This window comes from Microbispora bryophytorum (genome assembly GCF_043197435.1).
In the GTDB taxonomy this organism is placed as follows: domain Bacteria; phylum Actinomycetota; class Actinomycetes; order Streptosporangiales; family Streptosporangiaceae; genus Microbispora; species Microbispora bryophytorum.
This window is the reverse complement of record NZ_JBICTF010000001.1, coordinates 1-17894: the sequence shown is the minus strand read 5'-3', so window position 1 is coordinate 17894 and position 17894 is coordinate 1. Positions and strand designations below refer to the sequence as shown.

Below are 17894 nucleotides of genomic sequence, written 5' to 3'. Positions count from 1 at the left end.
AGACGCTGTGGGACCACCTGGCGGGCCGGGCGGGGGAGCGGTGGTACGCGGGCCCGGACGCCGGACCGGCCGTGCGGGAGCTGTTCGAGTCGTTCGCCGCCGGTGACGGCGCCGAGGAGTGGTTGTCACCCGGCGGCGTCCCGCTCCGACAGGTCCACGGCGAGGGCGAGCTCGGCCCTGGCCGCGCCGGTCAGTCTGACGAACAGGTCACCCGTGGGCAGGCGGTCGATCACGCCGAGCGTGCGTCGTGAGACCGACCAGGAGGGGAACATCCGGACGGCGACCGTACGCGCCGGTTCCCGGTCTCCCATGGCGGCCAGCAGCGGGGGGACGTCCCGCGTGTAGCGCCGCGCGAACGGCGTGAGCAGGTGATGGTGCGCGGGGTGGGCGAAGCCGTCGGCCAGCGCGCGGACCTGCGCGACGCTCCCGCTGCGCAGGGCAGTCGTCCACGCCCACTCCTTGGCCTCCGCGGTGGGCACCGACGCCCTGAGCCGCTCGGCCAGCCGTTCTCCCACGGCGGTGAAGGCGCCGGTGACGTCCTCCAGGGGCTCACCGTGCGCGACCAGGGACCGGGCGAGCCTGCGGCGCAACGCGTCGTCCACGTCGAACGGGGCCGCTCCGTGGAACCATTCGCGCACGGTGTTGACGTGGCCGGCCGTCAGCGCCGCATCCGCGACGGCCCGCGCCGCCGCCAGCCTCTGGTCCGTGTCGCCGTCCGTGTCGCGATCATGGGCGCTGCTGACGACGTCCAGCAGGCGGTCCACGTACGAGGGCCAGCCGTGGGCGCGAGCCCAGCCCTGCTCGGTGTAGGCCGTCAGCACGGTGGCGGCCCGGACGAGGAGCCGCTGGAACACGCCGATCTGCGTCTCCGCCGTGAGCCCGCCGAGGACCATCGTCAGGAACCGCCGCGGCGGCAGCTCCCCGTGCCGGACCATGTCCCACGCCGCCGTCCAGCACAGCGAGCGGGCCATGGGATCGGCCAATCGGCCGATCCGGTGGACGACCTCCTCCGTCGAGCGGGCGTCCAGCACGATCCGGCAGTACGTCAGGTCGCCGTCGTTGGGCAGCACCAGCGAGCCGGACCGGCTGCCGACGAGCGCGTCCACGCTCGTACGGGGGCCGTCGGCGTCGAGTTCGTGCCTGCGCACACGCACCAGGTCGCCGTGGCGGTCCTCCGCGTAGACGCCCACCGCGAGACGGTGCGGCCGGGGCGACCCCTCCTGGAGCAGGTCGAAACGCGTGAAGCACCCGGTCTCGTCGACGTCGAAGTCGGCCCGCACCTCGGTGAGCCCGGCCGTCAGCAGCCAGGCGTCCGTCCAGGCGGTCAGGTCCCGGCCGCCCGCCGCCGTCAGGGCGCCGAGCATCTCGGCCCGGCCGGCGGTGCCGTAGGAGTGGTCCGCGAAGTAGCGCCGCATGCCCTTCAGGAACCCGTCGAGCCCCAGGCGGGCCACGAGCTGGCGCAGCACGCTCGCGCCCTTGTGGTACGTCAGCGCGTCGAAGGCCGACCCGGCGGCGTCCACGTCGGGGACGCCGGTCACGACCGGGTGGGTGGAGACCGACTGGTCCAGGAGGTAGGCATGCGCCTTCTTGCCCGCGGCGAAGTCGGCCCAGGCGTCGGCGTCCTCCGTGAGCCGGGTCAGCGCGTGGACGCCCGCCCAGGTGGCGAACGCCTCGCTCAGCCACAGGTCGTCCCACCAGCGCAGCGTGACGAGGTCGCCGAACCACTGGTGGGAGATCTCATGAAAGATCATCTCGTCCCGGCGGCGGTGCGCGTACCGGGTCACCGCGCGGTCGAACACGAACGTCTCCGCGGCGAACACGCAGGCGGCGTTCTCCATGGCCCCGAAGTTGAACTCGGGGACGAAGCACAGGTCGAGCTTCCGGAAGGGATAGGGCGTCGCGAACGCCTCGGCGAAGAACGCCACCCCCGCCCCGAGCCGCTTCAGCAGTACGGCCGGGTCGAGGTGCGTCGCCAGGGAACGCCGGGAGTACACGCCCAGGGGCACGGCGCCTGCCCGGTCCGCCGTCCACGACGCCCACGGGCCGGCCGCCACGGCCACCACGTACGTGCTGATCGGCGGGGTGGGTGCGAACCTGTGGACGCCCGCCACCGGCGGATGACCGAGCGGGGCGTTGGACAACACGGTCCATCCGTCCGGTGCGGTCACGCTGATCGCGAAGGGCGCCTTGAAGTCGGGCTGGTCGAAGCAGGCGAACACCCGGGGAGCGTGGCCGGGCTGCAGGTGGCTGTACACGTACACCTGCTGATCGGCCGGATCCGTGAACCGGTGGAGGCCCTCGCCGCCGGTGGAGAAGCCGTAGTCCGCCTCCACGGTCAGTTCGTTGACGGCGGCCAGATCGGGCAGCGGGATCCGTCCCGCGCCGTCGTACTCGACCGGCCGCCCGTTGAGCACGGCGGAACGCATCCGCCGGGGCAGCGCGTCGGCCCAGCTGGAGGCGCCCGGCCGGGCGCAGGTGAAGCGGATCGTGCTCCTGGATCGGAACACCGGCTCCCCGGTCCGGCTCAGATCGACGTGCAGGTCGTAGGACCGCACGCGCAGCAGGGCGCCACGCTCCGTCGCCTCGGCATGGGTCAGCGGGGGATGCGGTATGACGAGACCTCCTGGGCGGAAAGGTTGTCTAGACTCGTGGGGGATGCGGCCGGGTGACCCACGCCCGGGGCGCTTAGGGAGAGGACCCGATCGTCATGGCCGAGCACGACGAGCCCGTGCTGCTGCCGCATGAGGACCTTCCCGTGGTCGAACCCGGGGTGCCGCGCCCGGCGCGGGTGACGGAGCCGCTGACCCTGGAGCAGAGCGTCACGCTCGCCGCGGGCTTCAAGGCGCTCGGCGACCCCGTACGGCTGAGGCTGCTCTCCCTCGTCGCCTCTCACCTCGACGGCGAGGCGTGCGTGTGCGATCTCGTCGGGGCGTTCGACCTCACCCAGCCGACCATCAGCCATCACCTCAGGGTCCTCCGGGACGCCGGGCTCGTCACGTCGACTCGTCGGGGCACCTGGGTCTACTACCGGGTCGTGCCCGAGGCGCTCACCGCGCTGACGGGCATCATCGCCCTGCCTTCCGCCATCGCGAGATAGGCGATTCGACGGGCGGTCGGATAGCGATGCCGTCATTGCGGAAATGATGCGCGAATAATTTCTCACACAAATATCTTCATACTGATTGTAGCATCCGTATTGACGGTCATCAATACCTCTTTTCGGCACGGTCCCGCGGCATTGTTAATCATTCGTTTCCTGGCGTCAAGGATCTTGACCTGGGGGAACGGAGGCTGTTAGCTGACTACGGATGGCGGATCACTGACACCACCTCGACACCCTGTGACGCGAATACTCACTCGTGCCGTGCCATGCGGCGATATCTGTAGAGCACCGTTACCAGAAGTGAGGCGAACGCCGGTTGATCACCTTTATGACCTTGAGCGGTTTTCTCGGGGCGGGCAAGACCACCACTCTCGTCGCGGTCGCGAAACATCTCCAGTCACAGGGCCGTAGGGTCGCGGTCATCACCAACGACCAGGGCACCGAACTGGTGGACACCCAGCTCGCCAAGTCCGCGATCGCCGAGGCCGGTGAGGTCACGGGCGGATGTTTCTGCTGCCGGTTCGAAGACCTGCTGACCGTCGCGCAGCGCCTGGTCGACGGCCACCAGGTGGACACACTGCTCGCCGAGGCGGTGGGCAGCTGCACCGATCTGCAGGCCACCGTCATCCGGCCGCTCAGCGCTCACTACGGTGAACAGTTCACACCCGCCCCGCTCCTGGTCGTCGTCGAGCCGGAAAGGCTCGACGCGCTCCGTACGTCGCTCCCGCTGGACGACACGGAGTCGGACATGTCCTACCTGTTCGGCAAGCAGTTGCAGGAAGCCGACGTGATCGCGCTCAACAAGATCGACCTGCTTGACGCGGCGGAGGCCGCCGCGATCACCGCGGATCTGCGCGAGCGATACCCCACGGCCACCGTGCTCGGCTACTCCGCCAGAACCGGCGAGGGGCTGGAACAACTGGTGTCCCTCTGGCTCGGCTCGGAGCCCGTCGGGCGCGGCCTCGACATCGACTACGACCGCTACGCCAACGCCGAGGCCGCGCTGGCGTGGTTGAACCTCAGCCTGGACGTGACGGCGGCGGAGGGCTTCGACCCGGACACCTGGGCCCGTGGGCTGCTGGAGCACCTGTCCGCGACCGCCGCCCGCAACGGCTGGATGATCGGCCACGTGAAGGTCAGCCTGGAGTCCGCCGGTGACCTGAGCAAGGTGAGTGTGACCGCCGGCGGCGCCGAGCCGACCGTGGACGCCGTCGCGGGCAGGAGGTTCACCGGGGCGGAGGCACGGCTCAACGCCCGCGTCGCGTGCGAGCCCGCCGAGCTCGACGCCGCGGTGGCCGAGGCGGTGGAGGCGGTGTCCGCCGCCACCGGCACATCAGCCGTGCAGAGCGCCGGCGTCCCGTCGTTCAAGCCCGGCTACCCGCGTCCCACCTACCGGATCCCCGCCGCGGCGGGCTGAGCGGAATCGGGGGGCGGCCGGAGTGCCCGCCGCCCCCACCTGCACGTGAAGGAGGCCGCCGTGGCCCGCGAGGAGATCGTCGACCGTTACTCCCGGCTCGCCAGAGCCGCGATGACCGGCCAGTCCGTCACCGGCCGCGACTCGGCCTCCTTCGATGCGTCCGACGGCTCTTTCGACGACGGCTCCTCCGACGCCGGCTCCATGGATGCCGGCTGCTTCGGCGCCGCCGGCTACGAGGACACCGCCGCCCTGCCCGACGGCGCCCTGCGCGCCAGTCTCGGCTGCGGCAACCCTGTCGCCGTCGCCGACCTTCATGAGGGCGACGTCGTGCTCGACCTCGGCTCGGGCGGCGGAATCGACGTCCTGCTGTCCGCCCGCCGCGTCGGCCCCACCGGCAAGGTCTACGGCCTGGACGCCAGCCCCGACATGCTGAGCCTCGCCCGCGACAACGCCGCACAGGCCGGCGTGACCAACACCGAGTTCCTGCACGGCACCATCGAGCACGTCCCCCTGCCCGGCCGCACGGTCGACGTGGTCATCTCCAACTGCGTCATCAACCTGTCCGACGACAAGGCCGCCACCCTGGCCGAGGCGTTCCGCGTCCTGCGCCCCGGTGGCCGGTTCGGCGTCAGCGACGTCGTCAGCGACGACTCCGTCCCCGACCAGGACCTACGCTGCCGCACGGAGGCCCGCATCGGCTGCACGGCCGGTTCCCTGACCGTCACCGAGTACCGCGCCCTGCTCCTGAACGCCGGCTTCACCGGCATCACCATCACCCCGACCGCCGACCACGGCGACGGCGTCCACTCGGCCATCGTCCAGGCCACCAAGCCCCCCGTCACCCCCGGCTTCGAGATCCGTCCCATGCGGGACGCGGACGCCGACCAGGTCCTGAACGTCTACCAACTCGGCCTCGACACCGGCCACGCCAGCTTCGAGACCACCGCTCCTGCCTGGGAGACGTTCAGCTCCGCCCGTCTCCGCCATTTGCGGTACGTCGTCGCCGACACCCGTACCAGCCGGGTGGTCGCCTGGGTGGCCGCCTCCCGCGTCTCCACCCGTCCCGTCTACGCGGGCGTCGTCGAACACAGCATCTACGTCCACCCTGACTACGGTTCCCGGGGCCTGGGCCGTGCCCTTCTGGACGCCTTCGTCGCCGCCAGCGAGGACGCCGGCGTCTGGACCATCCAATCGGGTGTGTTCCCGGAGAACGCAGCCAGCCTGGCCCTGCACCGGGCGGCCGGCTTCCGCGTCCTCGGCACCCGTGAACGCGTCGGCCGCCATTACGGCGTCTGGCGCGACGTCCTCATGATCGAGCGTCGCAGCCCCGCCGTCTGACGTCACCGTGGCGCGGTTCGGCCGCCCGCACCTCCGTACCTCCGCACTGGCGCACTGCCGCGCGGGCGTGGAGGCCGGCCACCGTGGTCAGCAGTCCGGTCGGCAGTCCGGTCAGCAGCCGCCGGGGGAGGTGGGAGCGCCGATGCCGATCTGCAGGGTGGCCGGGGCGGCGCAACAGCCGCCGGACGCCTGTGCGGCGTCGGGCTCGTCGAACAGGCCGGATCCGCCGCACACTCCGGTCTCGGGCAGGACCAGCTCGACGCGTTCGGCGGCCTCGCGGTCGCCGGCCAGGGCGGCGGCGATGGAGCGGGTCTGTTCGTAGCCGGTCATGGCCAGGAACGTCGGGGCGCGGCCGTAGGACTTCATGCCGACCAGGTAGACGCCCTGCTCGGGGTGGGACAGTTCGCCCTCGCCGTGTGGGTAGACGGTGCCGCAGGAGTGCACGTTGGGGTCGATCAGCGGTGCCAGCGCGAGCGGGGCCTGCAGGCGCTCGTCGAGGCCGAGGCGCACCTCGGACAGGAACGACAGGTCGGGGCGGAAGCCGGTCAGCACGATGACCTCGTCGACCGGTTCGGTGGTCCGGCCGTCGTCGGCGACGAGGACCAGGCGCTCGCCGCCTCGCTGCACGGCGGCGGTGCGGAAACCGGTGACCGCGCCGGCGTGTCCCGCCTCGACCGCGGCCTTGGCCGCCAGGCCGAGGGCGCCGCGTGCCGGAAGCTGGTCCGCCTCGCCACCACCGAAGGTGCCCGCGCCGATGCCCCGCCGAAGGACCCAGAGCGCATGCGTGCCCGGCTCCTGGGTGGCCAGGTCGGCAAGGGCGGCCAGCGCGGTGAAGGCCGAGGCGCCGGAGCCGACCACCGCCGTGCGCCGACCGGCGTACCGGGCGCGTACGGCGGAGTCGTGCAGGTCGGGGACGCGGTAGGAGATGCGGTCGGCCGCGCCCTTCTCTCCGAGCGCGGGCAGCCCGTCGCCGCCGAGCGGGTTCGGGGTCGTCCAGGTGCCGGAGGCGTCGATGACCGCGCGGGCGGTGATGCGCTCTTCGCCGCCGTCGGCGGTCCGTACGTGGACGGTGAAGGGCTGCTCGTCGCGGCCGGAGTCGACGACGCGGTCTCGGCCGGCCTTGGCCACGCCGGTGACGGTCGTGGTGTAGCGGACCTTGTCGCCGAGGGCGTCGGCGAGCGGCTGCAGGTACAGCTCGGCCCAGTCTCCGCCGGTCGGGTACGTCGCCGCGTCCGGGCGGACCCAGCCGGTCGGGGCGAGCAGCTTTTCGGCGGACGGGTCGACGACCTCTCCCCAGGTGGAGAACAGCCGGACGTGTGACCACTCCCGGACGGCGGATCCGGCCGCGGGGCCGGCCTCCAGCACCAGCGGGTCGAGTCCGCGGTCGATCAGGTGGGCGGCGGCGGCAAGGCCGACGGGACCGGCTCCGATCACGACAACGGGCAGTTCGGCGGCGGGCGTGGTCACGACGGCTCTCCTCTACTTCGACATCCGTCTATGAGTTGCGCGGCCAGCGTGACACCTGATTCGATAAACGTCAACATAGACATCCATCGAATCAGGGAGAGGGTTCGTCATGGGACGACCACCTCGCCGCCGGCTGGAATGTGCCTCCGTCCGACGAGCAGATCGCTGGTCCTCACGATTTAGTTCGATGTATGTCAACATAGATGGATGTCGAATAGGCGGACGCTGCCGGAGCTGGAGCCCGATGTGGTGGTGCCGTGCTGTCCGCCGCTGACCGAACGCACGCTCACGGCCGCTGAAGCCGAGCGGACGGCGGCGATGTTCAAGGCGCTCAGCGACCCGGTGCGGCTGCGCCTGTTCTCCGCGGTGGCCTCCGCTCCCAGCGGTGAGGCGTGTGTGTGCGACATCTCCGATGTCGGGGTGTCCGGGCCGACCGTCTCCCACCATCTGAAGAAGCTGAAGGAGGCCGGTCTGCTGGCCTCCGAGCGGCGGGGCACGTGGGTGTACTACCGGGTCGAGCCGAGCGTGCTGGCCGGAATGGGCCGGCTGCTGACCGGCGCCGGCCCGGCCTGAGAGCCCTGGACCAGTAACGCGCCGGGCCTCCTGGTGATCGGACGCCCATTGTCATCGCATACTCGTGTCCTTCACTGAGCGGCGGGGGCGAATCTACGGCGCCAGGCGAGGGAGACGTAGACCAGGGCCACCAGCACGGGGACCTCGATCAGCGGCCCGACGACCCCGGACAGGGCCTGGCCGGAGGTGACGCCGAAGGTGGCGATGGCCACGGCGATCGCGAGTTCGAAGTTGTTGCCGGCCGCGGTGAAGGCCAGCGTGGCCGTGCGGTCGTAGGGCAAACCCTCGCGGCCGAGCGGCTCGACGCCCTCGCCCACACCCGAGACCCGGCAAGCAGTGCCGTACCGAGGGTGCTTTTCGTGTGCAGCCGGAACGCGGGACGCTCCCAGATGGCCGCGGCTCTGCTGAACGTCCGCGCCGGCGGGCGCGTCATCGTCTCCTCCGCGGGCACCGACTGGCCCATCCGCGACCCCGACGGCGCCCCCCTGGAGGTGGTCCGCGCGATCCGCGACGAGATCAAAACGCGCGTCCAGGCCCAGATCACCGAGATCGACGCTCAGCAAGAAAGCTGATCCCGCCGCGAGACGATGCCGCACCATGGTCACTGGCGTGCGATCACTGCGGGAATGGCTCGTACCGCCAGCATGATCCTCGCGACGCTGCCGGTCAGCGCCACGAGCAGCAGCAAGGACGGCGGCGGCACAAGCGTGACGACCGTGCCCAGCATGACCGTGTCCAAGACAGCGACGGTTCCCGCGCCACCCAGGGCGGCCAGTCGTACGGTGCGGTAGTGCCGCTGGTCACGGATGGCGGTCACGAGCATGAGCACGGCCGAGCCGAGCAGGACGCCGACGGCCAGGCGTGATGACAGCGGGATCGCCGAGGTCCAGCCGTTGGCGGTGACGATAGTGGCTCCCCAGCTCAGCCCGACGATCGGCCCGGCCGCGAGTAGCGTGAACGCGGCTTGCCTGGCCGATGAGGCACGAATGAAGGCGGCGGTGACGCTGTCGGCGTCACCGAAGTCCGCCAGGGCGGCCTGGGCTGCCGCGTCCGGGTCGCCGAGCCGCTCCATCTGGTCGTCGTAGGACGCCAAGAGGCCGTCGGTGAGTTCGTCGACCACGGGGTCGGGCAGCCGTTCGGCGAGCGTCCGCAGGTGGCGTTCGATCAGTTCGTGGCCGGCCACGGTCCACCACCCAGCGCTGCGGACATGACCGCGGCGAACTCCTGCCAGTGGTCGCGTGCCCCCGCCAAAGAGCGTCGCCCCTGCTCGGTCAGCTCATAAGTGCGCCGTCTGCGACCGCCCACCACCGACCAGCTTCCCTTGATCAGTCCCGCGCGCTCCAGCCGGTGCAGCGCCGGATAGACGGTGCCGGTGGGCAGATCGAGCCTGCCGCCCGTGGCGTCACACAGCGCTTCCTTCACCGCGTAGCCGTGCTGCGGTCCATGCTCCAGCGTGGCGAGCAGCAGACCGTCCAGAGATGCGATGGACCACATCGACATCCTGGGCACTCCGATCCCCAACGCGGGACCGGTCTTCTTCGCCGCACTCGCCATCCACATCACTGCCGGGATCACCTGCGTGAGCTGCGGCGCGATCGCCGCACTGACGCGCAAGGCAAGCCCACGGCACCGGCGGTTCGGCCGCGTCTACCTGTGGGCGTGGGCCGTCGTCTACCTCACCCTGACGGTCATGTCGGCGATCCGCTGGCGGGAGAACGTCCACCTGTTCGTCATCGGCACTCTTGGCTTCACCGCCGCGCTGACGGGCTACGCCAACCGGCGGCACCGGCCCGACCTCCACATCCTCGCAATGGGCGCGTCCTACGTGCTGCTCATGACCGGCTTCTACGTCGACAACGGCCCCCACCTGCCGCTGTGGGACAGGCTCCCGACCGTTGCCTACTGGCTGCTCCCGGCCCTGATCGGCTCCCCCTTGATCGCGCGCGCGATCGCCCGCAGGCGCCACCGGCGCGCGCCGGCACAAGCATGATCCTCGGCGACCGCCAGGCGCGCCCTGGCGACGATGGCGGCTGACCGGGGTTGTCTATGACCCCGTTGAATGTGGTGGTCGTTCGGACGTTCGCGGAGCCATCCGGGGCACGCCAGGCTGGTGGTCGACCACTTCCCATCGTGCGGCCTGCCAACGCCGCCGTCAGGATCTATGGCTGGGGTGCGCCCATCCTCGGCCGCCGTGTCAGGCAGGGCGGAGGAGGGCGACCAGGAAGTTCGAGTCGTCCCTGAACGGACGCAGGTCCCAGGTGGACAGCAGCAGGTCGGGTTCGAGCGCGGCCGCGGCCGCGTCGGAGAGGAACTCGCTGAACTCGTAGCCGCGGTCGGCGCCGAAGCCGATCGCGGCGCGGCCTTCCGGCGCGAGGTGCGCACGGAACCGCCTCAGCACCTCACGACGGGTGCTCGGCGCGAGGAACGTCATCACGTTCCCGGCGCAGACGATGGCGTCGAACGGCGTGGTGACGCCCTGCGCGGGAAGGTCGAGTTCGGCCAGGTCGCCGACCATCCATCGCGGCCCGGGGTGGTCCTGCTCGGCGGCGTCGATCAGTGCCGGGTCGACATCGACGCCGACGACGTCGTGGCCGGCCTCGGCCAACGCACCACCGATACGGCCGGATCCGCAGCCGGCGTCGAGGATCCGGGCGTGGCGCGGCATCATGGCATCCACGAGGCGGGCCTCCCCGGCGAGGTCGTCACCGGCGCGAGCCATGGAACGGAAGCGCTCGATGAACCAGGTGGAGTGATCAGGGTCGGCGGCGACCTTCTGCATCCAGATGCTCTGTTCAGCCATACCCGCATTCTTCCGTAGCGGAAGAGGCGGCCGGCCTCGGGCTTCGAGTGCCGCCACCCTCTCTGAACATCACGAGCAGGCAGGGTGAAGAGCAGGCTCAGAGTTTGTGCAGCTTCTTGAACGGGGCAGTGATGCGTTCCTGCTGTGATCGGAAATCGACGAGCACCGCCACTCCGTCCTCTACCTCCAGGACCACACCGAGACCGTATCGGTCGTGGGTGACCTGGTCGTTCACACTGAACTGCTCAAGAGGCGGAGCGGGGGGCGGGGGCTTGAAGGGACTGGTGGGCAGGTGACGGCGGGACGCGCCGCTGGCTGGCTTCATTCCAACCAGTATGGGCTGCTCGCCGCGCCGCTCACAACCAACCCACGGCCTTGACGCACTGTCTTCGTCCTGGCAGTCGTCACTCAGGCTGCCAGGCGTCCTGGTAGTCGGTATGCCAGTTGTACGCCGATGCTTCCAGTTTCAGCAGATGCTCTGCCTGGGCATGTTCTTCCAGCGCCAGGTAGAGCCCGTTGACGAGCACGGACTCCAGGAAATTCACGCGGTCCCGTTTCGCCGCCAGGTCCCGCTCCGCTTTGCGCGAGTCGGGCTTCCCGGCGTCCGCGGCCCCGTACGTCTGGTCCGGACCCTCGCCGATACGGGCACGCAGGAAAGCGATCAACCCCTCGAACACGGTCTCCGCCTGGTGCGCACGGGCCCGGCGCGCGTCGGCCACGATCTCGCGGTAGCGAGCCGCCATGGCCGGCTCGTCCGTGCTCGTGAGCTCCAGCCGAGGCAATCGCCGCAGGAGTGTTCCCCTGTCGATCGGTTCTTCGCCGCCGGAGGCCAGAGCGTCCCCAAGGAGCTCCGCGGCAAGCAGAGGACGGTTTCGGATCAGCTCCAGGAGCGTCCCCCGATTGATCGTTGTCATGGCCAGGAGATTACAGTGAGTAGTTACAGGTACGCCAAGGGTGGCCGACGTGGGCTGAGGTGGTTTCCTTCCCTTCGGTGGAAGGTCTCTGCAACCGGGTGGGTCTCGACCACCTCGAAGGCGTCGATCTTGCGCGCCTCACCCGTGCGGTCCAGAACGTCGCGGGTAACGCCTGACGTGGTGGCGCCAGCCGAGCCCGGCGCCGCCGCGCATGCTCTGCCGACAGGAGCGCGGCCGGTGTGAAAGTTATCGGCACGTCGGCGAAAGTATCGACCATTTTTTGCCCGAAGTGACAACGGTCCGCCCGAAAACAGCGGGGGAACCTTACGGGAGGCAAGACTCACATCAGGGCATGTCAGTCGCCCTGCAACAGGAGAGGCAGAATCGGCCTCGGACGACGGACGGCCGCGGAAAACCCCTGCTCACGCCGGTGAAAATGCCAAGACGTGGCCCGCGGCGCCGTGGAACCCGGGGAGCGCACCGATCGCGGCCCGGTCCGGGCGGGCCGTTCCCAGCGGATTTCAGGTAACTTTCACGCCTCCGCCTGGGCCTGCCCACTCGCTGATCGCCGCTGAGCAGGACCGATACGTCGAGACGGCCCTCTGGGCGGAAGTGACCTTACCCGAGTCGTTGACAGCTCTGCGGGCCCGGCCTGACACTTTCGCCGTCTATCCGATAATTTCGCCCGCGCGGAAGGCCGCCACTGTCGATCCGGGCCACGATCCGGGCCACGAACCGCGACACGGTCCTCAGGGCGGCGACCGCGTGACGACCGGCCAACCTCCGCCGCGGTGTGCGACGCCGCTGCGCGGTGGTCAGCATCCCTGGCCGTCACCCCGGCCGCCGGCGTCACGTAGCCGGCCGCGGTCGGCCCGTTGAGGAGGAAGCACGTACATGAATCAGATTCCCGTCCGGATGAGAAGCCGCGGGCGCGGCGGTGTGCGGCTGTTCGTCGCCCGCGTCTGCGCCGTGGCGCTGGCCGCGGCCGTGGCGATGCTGCCCGGCGTCGCTGACGCGGCGGTCACCACGAACCAGACCGGCACCAACAACGGCTACTTCTTCTCGTTCTGGACCGACAGCCAGGGCACGGTGTCCATGGAGTTGGGGTCGGGCGGAAACTACAGCACCTCCTGGCGCAACACCGGCAACTTCGTCGCCGGTAAGGGCTGGAAGCCCGGGGGGCGCAGGACGGTGAACTACTCGGGCAGCTTCAACCCCTCGGGCAACGCCTACCTGGCGTTGTACGGGTGGACGCGGAGCCCGCTGGTGGAGTACTACATCGTCGACAACTGGGGCACCTACCGGCCCACGGGCACCTTCAAGGGCACCGTGACCTCCGACGGCGGCACCTACGACATCTACCAGACCACCCGCTACAACGCGCCGTCCATCGACGGCAACCAGACCTTCAACCAGTACTGGAGCGTCCGCCAGCAGAAGAGGACCGGCGGAAGCATCACCGTCGGCAACCACTTCGACGCCTGGGCCCGCGCCGGCATGTCGCTGGGCAACCACGACTACCAGATCCTCGCCACCGAGGGCTACCAGAGCAGCGGCAACTCCAACATCACCATCGCCGGTACGAGCGATCCCTCGCCGTCGCCCTCGCCCTCGCGCTCGCCCTCGGCCTCGCCTTCCCCCCGCCCCTCGCCCTCGGTATCGGTCTCGCCCTCCTCTCCGGGAGGCACCGGCGCGTGCCGCGTGTCCTACGTGAAGAACGAGTGGAACAACGGCTTCACCGCCGAGGTGGCCGTCACCAACACCGGCGGCAGCGCGATCAACGGCTGGACGCTGGCCTGGTCCTTCTCCGGCAGCCAGCAGATCACCAACTCCTGGAACGCCACGGTGAGCCAGAGCGGCTCGTCGGTGACCGCGCGCAACGTGTCCTACAACGGCTCGCTGGCCCCCGGCGCCACCACCTCGTTCGGCTTCCAGGGCACCTACTCCGGCAGCAACCCCAACCCCTCGGCCTTCAGCCTCAACGGCTCGGCCTGCACCGCCGGCTGACCGGCACGACCGTGTGCGCACAGCGCGGCGACGCGTGAGCGGGGAGCGGGCGCCCTCGGGCCCCGCTCCCTCGCCGCACCGGCCCGCGTCCGCTTCCGTCCGCTCCCGTCCGCCGCACGTGGACGGGAGCCGGCCCATGTCCGCCACCGCCCGCGCTCATTACCCCTGGGATGACCAGCAGGAGCGGAAGCGGCGCGAGCATCGGGCTGTCGCCGGTGAACCCCTCGGGCCTCGCCGCGCGATCACGGCCCTCGTCCTGCTCGCCGCCGCCGTCGCCGGCCCTGCCGCGGCGCCGGCCCACGCGTCCGCCGTGACCGTCACCAACGGCACGCAGTTCCTCGACACCAATGGAAACGCGCTGCACGCCCACGGGGGCGGGGTGCTGAAAGCAGGCGACTATTACTACTGGTTCGGGGAGAACCGAAATCCCGACAACACGTTCCGCGCGGTCTCGGTCTACCGGTCCACCGATCTGAATCACTGGGAGTTCCGCAGGGACGTCCTGACCCGTTCGTCGGCTCCCGAGCTCAACGTCGCGAACATCGAACGGCCGAAGGTCATCTACAACGACTCCACCGGCAGATACGTCATGTGGATGCACAAGGAGAACGGGTCCGACTACGGCGAGGCCCGCGCCGCCGTCGCCTCCTCCGCGACCGTGGACGGCGACTACGCCTACCACGGCAGCTTCCGCCCCCTGGGGCAGCACATGTCGAGGGACATCACGCTCTTCAACGACAACGGCACGGCCTACATGATCTCGGTGGCGGACGAGAACTACGACCTGCACATCTACCGGCTCACGCCGGACTACCTCAACGTCAGCACGCTGGTGGGCAACTTCTGGAACGACGCGCACCGCGAAGCCCCGGCCATGTTCAAACGGGGGAGCGTCTACTTCCTGCTGACCTCGGCGGCGACGGGCTGGAACCCGAACCAGGCGCGATACGCCACCGCGCCGAGCGTCTCCGGACCGTGGACGGGGTGGACCGACGTCGGGGACGGCACGACCTTCAGCTCCCAGCCCGCTTTCGTGCTGCCCGTTCAGGGTTCGTCGACGACCAGCTACCTGTACATGGGTGACCGCTGGGCCGGCGCCTGGGGCGGGCGGGTGAACGATTCCCAGTACGTCTGGCTGCCGATCACGTTCCCGTCCGCGACCAGCATGAGCCTGACCTGGTATCCCCAGATCACGATCGACACCGCGACCGGTGTCGTCTCGGGCGGCGGATCCACTCCGTACTACCGGATCACGGCCCGGCACAGCGGAAAGGTGATCGACGTGGTCAGCGCGTCGACCGCGAACAACGCCGAGGTGAAGCAGTACTCCTGGAACGGCGGGGGCAACCAGCAGTGGCGGTTCCAGGACGCCGGCGGCGGCTACTACCGGCTGGTGAGCCAGAACAGCGGTAAGTGCCTGGACATGGCGAGCGGGTCGACGGCCGACGGAGCGAACGTCATCCAGTACACCTGCGGCGGCGGCGCCAACCAGCAGTGGACCCGCACACAGTCCTGACCCGGGGACGGTGTCCGGTCCATGGCGATCGGGCCGGCCGCGTCGCGCGCGGCCCGGCCGGCCAGTGACCGCGGCCGCGGCCATCTCGCGAAGTGAGATGGCCGCGGCGTTGAGCGTGCCTTTCGGGGTGGTCCACCGGCGCGTCGACGGCTCCGGCGGACCTGAGCGCGCTCCAGCGTGATCCCGGCTCCGTACAGGTTCTAGCGGGCCGTGAGAGTCCAGAGGTGATCGGCGGTGCCGTTGTCCTCCCATTGGAGCACCTGGGCGCCGGAGGACTTGCTCATGCCGTTGACGCCGAGCAGCAGACCGCTGTTGTAGTTGCGGATCTTGTAGTGGCCGTTCCCGTCCGGGACGAACGACCACAGATGGTCGGCGGTGCCGCTGTCGCCCCAGATCAGGGCGGTCCCGCCGTTGCCGGTGCTCATGTTGGTGATGCCCAGGACCAGCCCACCGGCCTTGTTGACGATCTTGTACAGACCGGAGCCGCTGTCGACGAGGGTCCAGGTCTGGGTGGTGCTGGACGAGGGAGTGGCCTGGTCGACCAGTGTGCCCTGGGCGGTGCCGGAGTTCTGCGTGTCCAGAGCGAGGCCGCTGTTCACGTTCTTGATCTGGTAGGACCCGGCCAGCGAGGTCCCGGGGTTGCCGCTGCCCGGAGTGACGACCACGTGGTATCCGTAGGTGGCGTTCATCGCCGGGATGGGCACGGTGACTGAGCCGTTGTTCACGGTGTAGTTGGACTCACCCAGCGTGCTGGGCCCGGAGACGGCCACCGTACGCCCGGGGGAGGGGGTGTACTCGACCTTCACGTGGACGGTCCCGCCGAAGGAGCCGAGCCCGTTGATCGCCACGGCGCTGTCGCCGGAGCCGCCTCCGAGGATGACGCTGAGCTGGTTGCCCGCGCTGTTCATCGCCGCGGCTCCGTCGATGCCGGTCTGCGCGGGCGGGGTGGTCGTCACCATGTTGCCGCTCATGTCGGCGTACCACTTGTAGAGCCAGTAGGCGCCGTTGGGCGAGCCGCCCCGGCCGGTGAGCAGGTCGCCGAGCGTGCCGGACTGGTTCCAGAACGCCAGCTCGGCGTCGTGGACGCCCAGCCGCTCGAACTTGGCGATGTAACCGACCAGGGCGCCGGGGATGCCGACCTCGGACGGGGCGGCGTACTCCTCGATGGCGATCGGACGCGGGCTGATGCCGTACTTCTTCTCGAGGTTGACGACCGTCGTGATGTCACCGGCGATCTTCGAAGACCTGATCAGCTCGTGCCAGGCGATGATGTCCGGGACGGTGTTGGTCGCGACCGCGTTCCTCAGGAAGTTGTCCATGTCGCTGATGTTGTCCGAGAAGCTCGGCCCCTGGATCGGGGTCGTGGGGTCCTTGGCCCGCACCTCGCGGTAGGTCCTGGTCCAGAAGTCCTCGTACGTGCCGTTGGACGACTTCCAGGTGTTGTCCGACTCGTTCCACAGCTCATAGGCGGCCAGGTTGGAGATGCCCGACGCCTTGGTCTGCGCGATCTGCTGGTCGACCAGGCTGAACCAGTTGTTCCAGTTGAACTGGTACGGCCAGCCCGCGTAGACGTCGGACAGCCGGTTCACGACCTTCGCGCCGGCCCTGGCCGCCTTCGGGGCGACGGTCAGGATGTCACCCGTCGGCTGCTGCGCGCCCCCCTGCGGTTTCTGGACGAAGGTGTTCGGCTTGATGGCCTGCGCCAGGCTGTCCGTCGGCGTCGACGCGTCCGCCAGGCCGTACAGCGAGCCGCTGGCCACATGTGTCACCGGACGGAAGGGCTGGTTCGCGTTGACCACCAGGGTGGTCGAGGCACTCGCGGCGGCGTCGGCGGGAGCGGCGGCGAGGGTCCCGCCGGCTGCGGTGAGCGCGAGCGAGGTGAGCAGGGCAGCGGCCTGCCCGGCTCTGAGTCTGGTCGTCTTCACTGCGTCTCTCCTGAGGAGTGGTGGGGGGGTGATTGGTGCCGAGCGGATCGAGGGGGTCGCCGGCCGGCGCCGAGGGTGGCTCGACGCCGGCCGCCGGGGTCACGTCCACGGGCACCGACGGCAGGGTGGTCATGACCTCGGTCCTCGACCGCGGCGGTCGCGGAGGGGCGGAAGACTCGCTGGACATGGGATTCCCCAGATCGGTGCCTGTGCGGCGGTCACGGCGACGCAGCGCACACAACCCGGGTTGGGCAACTGTGCGCAAAGGTTTTCCGAGCCGGAAACGTACGTTGAACTTGTCTGGCCGTCAATACTTTCCGCCAGATGACTTTTCATCTGCACACGATTTCCCAAGGCGGGAAAGTAATAGGACCATGGCCGCAGCAAGAGCGCAGAGCAAAGGATTGCGTGTGCCGGAATCGGGCCGTACGATCACAAAAGCTGAGGGGCGCGCTCAGCGATGTCGCCGCCACCGATCGAGCGCGTATCACCCAGCGAGCACGTATCACCGAGCGAGTTCCGCGCGGACGCCGTCGACGACAACCCGCACCCGGAGTCCGCACGGTCCCCCGCAGGGCCCGCCTCAAGGCCGGACACCAGCAGTGACATCAGGCAGACGTGCCGGGCGATGCCACCGTCACCGCGGCCGACAGCGTCGCACCGGCTCCACTGAAGAACCGCGGCCGGCGGGAGGCGGCGGCGTACTCACGCGGCACGAGGTGATCAGCTCAGCGGGACACTCCATTCCAGGCGGGCGCCTCCGGTGCCGGGGGAGGTGAGGGTGAGGGTGCCGCCGAGTCGTTCGGCGCGGTCGGCGAGGTTGCGCAGGCCGCT

General features: G+C 69.8%; 16 protein-coding genes and 1 pseudogene. 8 read left to right on the top strand and 9 right to left on the bottom strand.

The window, feature by feature from the left end; all coding sequences use genetic code 11:
• Positions 1-125: 125 nt before the first annotated feature.
• A complete protein-coding gene (gene pepN, locus ACGFIB_RS00085; RefSeq protein WP_393367445.1) occupies positions 126-2555 on the bottom strand; it encodes an aminopeptidase N in 2430 nt (809 codons plus the stop codon).
• Between the two features lie 152 nt (positions 2556-2707).
• Between pepN and ACGFIB_RS00080 the strand changes: the two genes are divergently transcribed.
• From ACGFIB_RS00080 to ACGFIB_RS00070, 3 genes are all read left to right on the top strand, one after another.
• Positions 2708-3097, top strand: coding sequence for an ArsR/SmtB family transcription factor (locus ACGFIB_RS00080; RefSeq protein WP_142575745.1), 390 nt, complete (start codon positions 2708-2710; stop codon positions 3095-3097).
• Positions 3098-3419: 322 nt separating this feature from the next.
• Positions 3420-4520, top strand: a complete 1101-nt coding sequence (locus tag ACGFIB_RS00075; protein ID WP_393367442.1) for a GTP-binding protein — start codon at positions 3420-3422, stop codon at positions 4518-4520.
• Between the two features lie 60 nt (positions 4521-4580).
• Complete coding sequence (locus ACGFIB_RS00070; RefSeq protein WP_393367440.1) at positions 4581-5858, top strand: GNAT family N-acetyltransferase; 1278 nt, start codon at positions 4581-4583, stop codon at positions 5856-5858.
• A gap of 111 nt (positions 5859-5969) precedes the next feature.
• Here the strand turns inward: ACGFIB_RS00070 and ACGFIB_RS00065 are convergent, their stop codons facing one another.
• Positions 5970-7325, bottom strand: a complete 1356-nt coding sequence (locus tag ACGFIB_RS00065; protein ID WP_393367438.1) for an NAD(P)-binding domain-containing protein — start codon at positions 7323-7325, stop codon at positions 5970-5972.
• Positions 7326-7532: 207 nt separating this feature from the next.
• On the opposite strand from ACGFIB_RS00065, the gene ACGFIB_RS00060 reads away from it, so the two are divergent.
• Positions 7533-7898, top strand: a complete 366-nt coding sequence (locus tag ACGFIB_RS00060) for an ArsR/SmtB family transcription factor (RefSeq protein ID WP_142575742.1) — start codon at positions 7533-7535, stop codon at positions 7896-7898.
• Between the two features lie 71 nt (positions 7899-7969).
• Here the strand turns inward: ACGFIB_RS00060 and ACGFIB_RS00055 are convergent.
• Positions 7970-8182: pseudogene (locus ACGFIB_RS00055) on the bottom strand (arsenic resistance protein); the annotation flags it as partial.
• 75 nt (positions 8183-8257) lie between these two features.
• Between ACGFIB_RS00055 and ACGFIB_RS00050 the strand changes: the two are divergent.
• Complete coding sequence (locus ACGFIB_RS00050) at positions 8258-8470, top strand: arsenate reductase/protein-tyrosine-phosphatase family protein (RefSeq protein ID WP_357266191.1); 213 nt, start codon at positions 8258-8260, stop codon at positions 8468-8470.
• A 29-nt stretch (positions 8471-8499) separates the two neighbouring features.
• On the opposite strand, the gene ACGFIB_RS00045 is transcribed toward ACGFIB_RS00050, so the two are convergent.
• Together ACGFIB_RS00045 and ACGFIB_RS00040 are read right to left on the bottom strand one after the other, a co-directional pair.
• Complete coding sequence (locus ACGFIB_RS00045) at positions 8500-9081, bottom strand: hypothetical protein (RefSeq protein WP_393367435.1); 582 nt, start codon at positions 9079-9081, stop codon at positions 8500-8502.
• The gene (locus ACGFIB_RS00040; protein ID WP_393367432.1) at positions 9063-9392 is read right to left on the bottom strand and encodes a PadR family transcriptional regulator; all 330 of its coding nucleotides are present in this window, start codon (positions 9390-9392) and stop codon (positions 9063-9065) included. The genes ACGFIB_RS00045 and ACGFIB_RS00040 overlap by 19 nt, the downstream gene beginning before the upstream one ends.
• On the opposite strand from ACGFIB_RS00040, the gene ACGFIB_RS00035 reads away from it, so the two are divergent.
• The gene (locus ACGFIB_RS00035; RefSeq protein ID WP_393367430.1) at positions 9382-9888 is read left to right on the top strand and encodes a DUF2306 domain-containing protein; all 507 of its coding nucleotides are present in this window, start codon (positions 9382-9384) and stop codon (positions 9886-9888) included. The genes ACGFIB_RS00040 and ACGFIB_RS00035 overlap by 11 nt on opposite strands.
• Before the next feature lie 204 nt (positions 9889-10092).
• Here ACGFIB_RS00035 and ACGFIB_RS00030 read toward each other — a convergent pair whose 3' ends face one another.
• From ACGFIB_RS00030 to ACGFIB_RS00020, 3 genes are all read right to left on the bottom strand, one after another.
• Positions 10093-10698 carry a class I SAM-dependent methyltransferase gene (locus tag ACGFIB_RS00030; RefSeq protein ID WP_357249251.1) on the bottom strand — a complete coding sequence of 202 codons (606 nt, stop codon included), beginning with the start codon at positions 10696-10698 and terminating at the stop codon, positions 10093-10095.
• Positions 10699-10795: 97 nt separating this feature from the next.
• Positions 10796-11023: a hypothetical protein gene (locus tag ACGFIB_RS00025; protein WP_142575737.1), complete on the bottom strand. Its 228-nt coding sequence runs from the start codon at positions 11021-11023 to the stop codon at positions 10796-10798.
• 79 nt (positions 11024-11102) lie between these two features.
• On the bottom strand, positions 11103-11612 hold the full coding sequence (locus tag ACGFIB_RS00020) for a hypothetical protein (RefSeq protein WP_357249248.1): 510 nt from the start codon (positions 11610-11612) through the stop codon (positions 11103-11105).
• A gap of 894 nt (positions 11613-12506) precedes the next feature.
• Between ACGFIB_RS00020 and ACGFIB_RS00015 the strand changes: the two genes are divergently transcribed.
• Both ACGFIB_RS00015 and ACGFIB_RS00010 read left to right on the top strand, forming a co-directional pair.
• The gene (locus ACGFIB_RS00015) at positions 12507-13619 is read left to right on the top strand and encodes a glycoside hydrolase family 11 protein (RefSeq protein WP_393367427.1); all 1113 of its coding nucleotides are present in this window, start codon (positions 12507-12509) and stop codon (positions 13617-13619) included.
• Positions 13620-13755: 136 nt separating this feature from the next.
• Entirely contained in the window at positions 13756-15135 is a 1380-nt protein-coding gene (locus ACGFIB_RS00010; RefSeq protein WP_393367425.1) for an RICIN domain-containing protein, read from the top strand.
• Positions 15136-15335: 200 nt separating this feature from the next.
• On the opposite strand, the gene ACGFIB_RS00005 is transcribed toward ACGFIB_RS00010, so the two are convergent.
• A complete protein-coding gene (locus tag ACGFIB_RS00005) occupies positions 15336-17060 on the bottom strand; it encodes an RICIN domain-containing protein (protein WP_357266168.1) in 1725 nt (574 codons plus the stop codon).
• Positions 17061-17894: the final 834 nt, after the last annotated feature.